The sequence below is a fragment of the Chloroflexota bacterium genome (assembly GCA_016219275.1).
Lineage (GTDB): Bacteria > Chloroflexota > Anaerolineae > UBA4142 > UBA4142 > JACRBM01.
In genome coordinates this window covers 1-3,252 of record JACRBM010000090.1, presented here as the reverse complement: position 1 = coordinate 3,252, position 3,252 = coordinate 1, and the positions used below count along the sequence as shown (strand labels likewise).

General features: G+C 54.8%; 3 protein-coding genes. All 3 read left to right on the top strand.

What is annotated here, in order from left to right:
- The first annotated feature begins 925 nt into the window (after positions 1–925).
- The 3 genes from HY868_24305 to radC all read left to right on the top strand — a co-directional run bounded on the left by HY868_24305 (position 926) and on the right by radC (position 3,144).
- Positions 926–1,291, top strand: coding sequence for a hypothetical protein (locus HY868_24305; GenBank protein MBI5305276.1), 366 nt, complete (start codon positions 926–928; stop codon positions 1,289–1,291).
- A 183-nt stretch (positions 1,292–1,474) separates the two neighbouring features.
- A complete protein-coding gene (locus tag HY868_24300) occupies positions 1,475–2,146 on the top strand; it encodes a hypothetical protein (protein MBI5305275.1) in 672 nt (223 codons plus the stop codon).
- Entirely contained in the window at positions 2,143–3,144 is a 1,002-nt protein-coding gene (gene radC, locus HY868_24295) for a DNA repair protein RadC (protein ID MBI5305274.1), read from the top strand. Before HY868_24300 ends, radC begins: the two co-directional genes overlap by 4 nt.
- The last annotated feature ends 108 nt before the right edge of the window (positions 3,145–3,252 follow it).

The window sequence follows — 3,252 nt, the reverse complement described above, 5'->3', positions numbered from 1 at the left end:
CTATCTTCAACAAGCTTCACAAAATCATTTTCTTTATTGTGTGTGCGGGGGTAAGTCTCCCCCCGGCGCGGGCAAAGCCCGCGCACCCCTCTCTAGAAATGCCACTGTGATTTTTCGCCGCGTCCCTTTGTCGGGTCAATGTGTCTTTTATCTTCAAAGGATGTTCTCGCTTACGCTCGAACATTTTTCTTTCTTGGTGTGTTGTTGTGCTCTTGTTGCTTCTTCAAGAAGGGGAAAGGTGTGGTTTTTTCGTGTCGAGTCGTCGAGCGTGCTCTCGTCCTCGCGGTGCGCTTACCGGACCCCTGGGACGCTACATATCCCGTATCGTCCGTGCTTGCGCGTGGGGTGTTTGTTAAGGTATGCGCGCGATTATCGCACAAGCGGAAAAAAGTCAAAACGGCGAGGCGGGTAAAAATCTGGTCAAAGTTTTTGAACGCGCCCCGCGAATCGCTTTTCTCCCTTCGCATTTTCCTCTATGGTTTTTCTCTTTCTCTTTTTCTTTTTCTCTCTTGCGTTACCGCGATTCTGGTGGGCGCAAAAACTTTGACCAGATTTTCACCTTTGATTTTTCCGTTTTGACTTTTTTCTGGACGCTTGTGCGACCTGAATCGCGCACCTTAACAAATACACCCTACGCGTATAAGCACTCTGGACGAGTCGGGAATTTGTACAGCGTCCCTACGGGGAGTCCGGCTTGCGTGCCGCAAGGTCAGAGGAGCACTAAACCGTCGAGCGTCAGAGCAAACCAGCCACACATCGGGCAACCGTTCTGTGTGGGCGTCCCACTCGTGATTGCAAACGCGAGTACCAGAAAGCAAAGAGAGTCTATCGGTTGCCGGCGTTGACTTGTCCGCCGGTTAAAGACGTGTCACCGATACGATGGCAGACCTGGGAAAATAACGAGAAATCAAAAGGAGGTTTGAAAATGGCAGTTCTAAAAAAGCACGGCGCGGAATTGCTCCGCGTCCGCCGCGAAAAATCTATGGACGACGATCCCGACATTGCCGGGCGAGTTTATGAACGCGCGTACATGAGCGATGGCACAGTCCTCGAAAAGACCACAACCCAGTGGCACGGACGAAGCCCTACGCGCGGAGGATGGAAGATTCGCGGCAAGGTCAAAGCGGGCAAATCGCCCGCCGACATCGCCGCCTATTACAAAGGTAAGGGTTGGGTCGTCGAGTTGATGACTCATCTTTCGCCATCACGTCCGATCATGCAGGACGCGCTCGCGCAACAACGCGAACGGTTCAACGCCGGCGAAAGCGATCAAACCCAGTTTGCTTTGTGACCGTTGGACAGCGAGGACTTGAACGGTGAGAGGCGTTCACACACACAACCGAGGTTTGAAATGTCTGCGAAATGGAATCTACACGACTGGCAAGTTGAATTAGACAACTTGTGTATGACCTATTGGGGCGAAACAGCCGGGATGCTTGAGCCAAACCTACTGCGACACTATTGGGGTTTGTGCATGACACCCCGACAAGCGTTTGACGAAATCGCCAAGCGGTTCAAGTTGTCTGATGAACTGCCCGAAAGCACGTTCGAGTATGAAAATGCGCCCGAATCGAGTGGAGTCGAATCGAGCGCAAACGTTCGCACACTTCGAGAGACACCCGTCATGTGCACGAGCATTATACCCGACCGCGCAAGTTTGAGTCAAGCCGTCAAGAATTTCCGCAAAGCATTTCCGCATCACGCCGAGGATCGGGACCGCTTGAAAACCGCGCAAAAGTTGGTGAAAGCCGGCTTGGTTTATGTGAGCGATCTTCAGGCAAACGCCTACACCATCCCAGGGCAGGGACGTGAGTTCTTCATTGCGAACAAACGCTGCACGTGTGAGCGCAGTTTGAAAAATCAACTCTGCGAACATCGCATCGCCGTTGTCCTGGCGGTGGACGCCGACAAAATTCTGATGGCGAAACGAATGCAACAGCACGAGCATCACGCGATTCAGCACGAAGAACAGGACGCCAGCGACGACGCTCACGCCGAACATGGCAGTTGGTCAGGCCCTATTCTGCACCAATGCGCGGACGGCGAAGTGACCGCGCTCGCACCCGTTGACCCAGGCACGCCGATAGAATGCCCGCGCTGCAAACAACCGTATTGCCCCGCGTGTGACCAGGAGTCGGCGCAATGAGCGATCAATCCTCGATGTTCGGTGACACGCACGAAGATTTACCCTTGTTCAGTGGAACGCCGATCCACGTCAAGCCGCAAGCATTCGAGCCGAATGCGTCCCAGGTTGAACAATCCCGCATGGCAACGTGCGGGATTTGTCTTGATACGGGCTGGGTCAAAGCGGACCCGAAGAAAAAGCCAGTCATTTGCAATTGCGCCGCCGGCGATGCGGTCCGCGTCAAGCGTAAAGAAATGGGTATCCGTGACGTACTAGGTGCTCTGCCAGAGAGCAAAGCACTCGTACGGATTCGCCAGAACGCCGCCGGCGCATACGCAGACGAAAACGAAGCCAAAGACGGCATTGAGCGTTTGATCCGCGAGACCACTGGCGCGGATTTGACGCAACTCGAACACGCGCCGCACGTGGACGACTTGACCATCCTCCAGGTCGTCCTGGGTGTGCCGGACAATCTCGTGCCGATGCAGTTGATTCAACGCTACGGTTCGATCTACGGAATTGTTCGCGCACCCAACACGGACCTGTTAGGCACCAAGAGCATGACACCACGCCGTGTTTATCAACTGCGAGCCGCGATGGAACTCGCACGCCGAGCGCGTGAATTTGTTTCCGGCGATGAGGCGATCATTCGCGCCCCCGGAGATGCTGCGCAACTACTCGACGATATGCACCTGCTCGACCATGAGCAAATGCGGGTCCTGTGTCTCAACACTAAAAACCGTGTGATCCGTGTACATCAAGCGTATCAGGGTTCTCTCCACACCACCGTCATTCGCGTGTCAGAATTGTTCGCCGAGCCAATCCGCATCGCCGCCGCCGCCGTCATCATCGCCCACAATCACCCCTCCGGTGATCCATCACCGTCACCAGAAGATGTGGCAGTTACGCGCGAGATCGTCAACGCCGGCAAACTGCTCGACATTGATGTGCTCGATCATCTAGTCCTGGGCGGCAACAAATTTGTCTCGCTCAAAGAGCGCGGCTTGGGGTTCGGATAATGAGCGCCAAGTATCACCCCAACTTGTTCGACAAGTTTCTCCCCAAGGCGGTGCGCGTCTCAAAAGCCTGGTTGCGGAATGCCGACGCGGAAACACGCCGCGCGTTCG

What these genes read in the sequence shown, in the direction of transcription:
- HY868_24305 (MBI5305276.1), top strand. Translation starts at nt 926, where the DNA reads ATGGCAGTTCTAAAAAAGCACGGCGCGGAATTGCTCCGCGTCCGCCGC.
- HY868_24300 (MBI5305275.1), top strand. Translation starts at nt 1,475, where the DNA reads ATGACACCCCGACAAGCGTTTGACGAAATCGCCAAGCGGTTCAAGTTG.
- radC (MBI5305274.1), top strand. Translation starts at nt 2,143, where the DNA reads ATGAGCGATCAATCCTCGATGTTCGGTGACACGCACGAAGATTTACCC.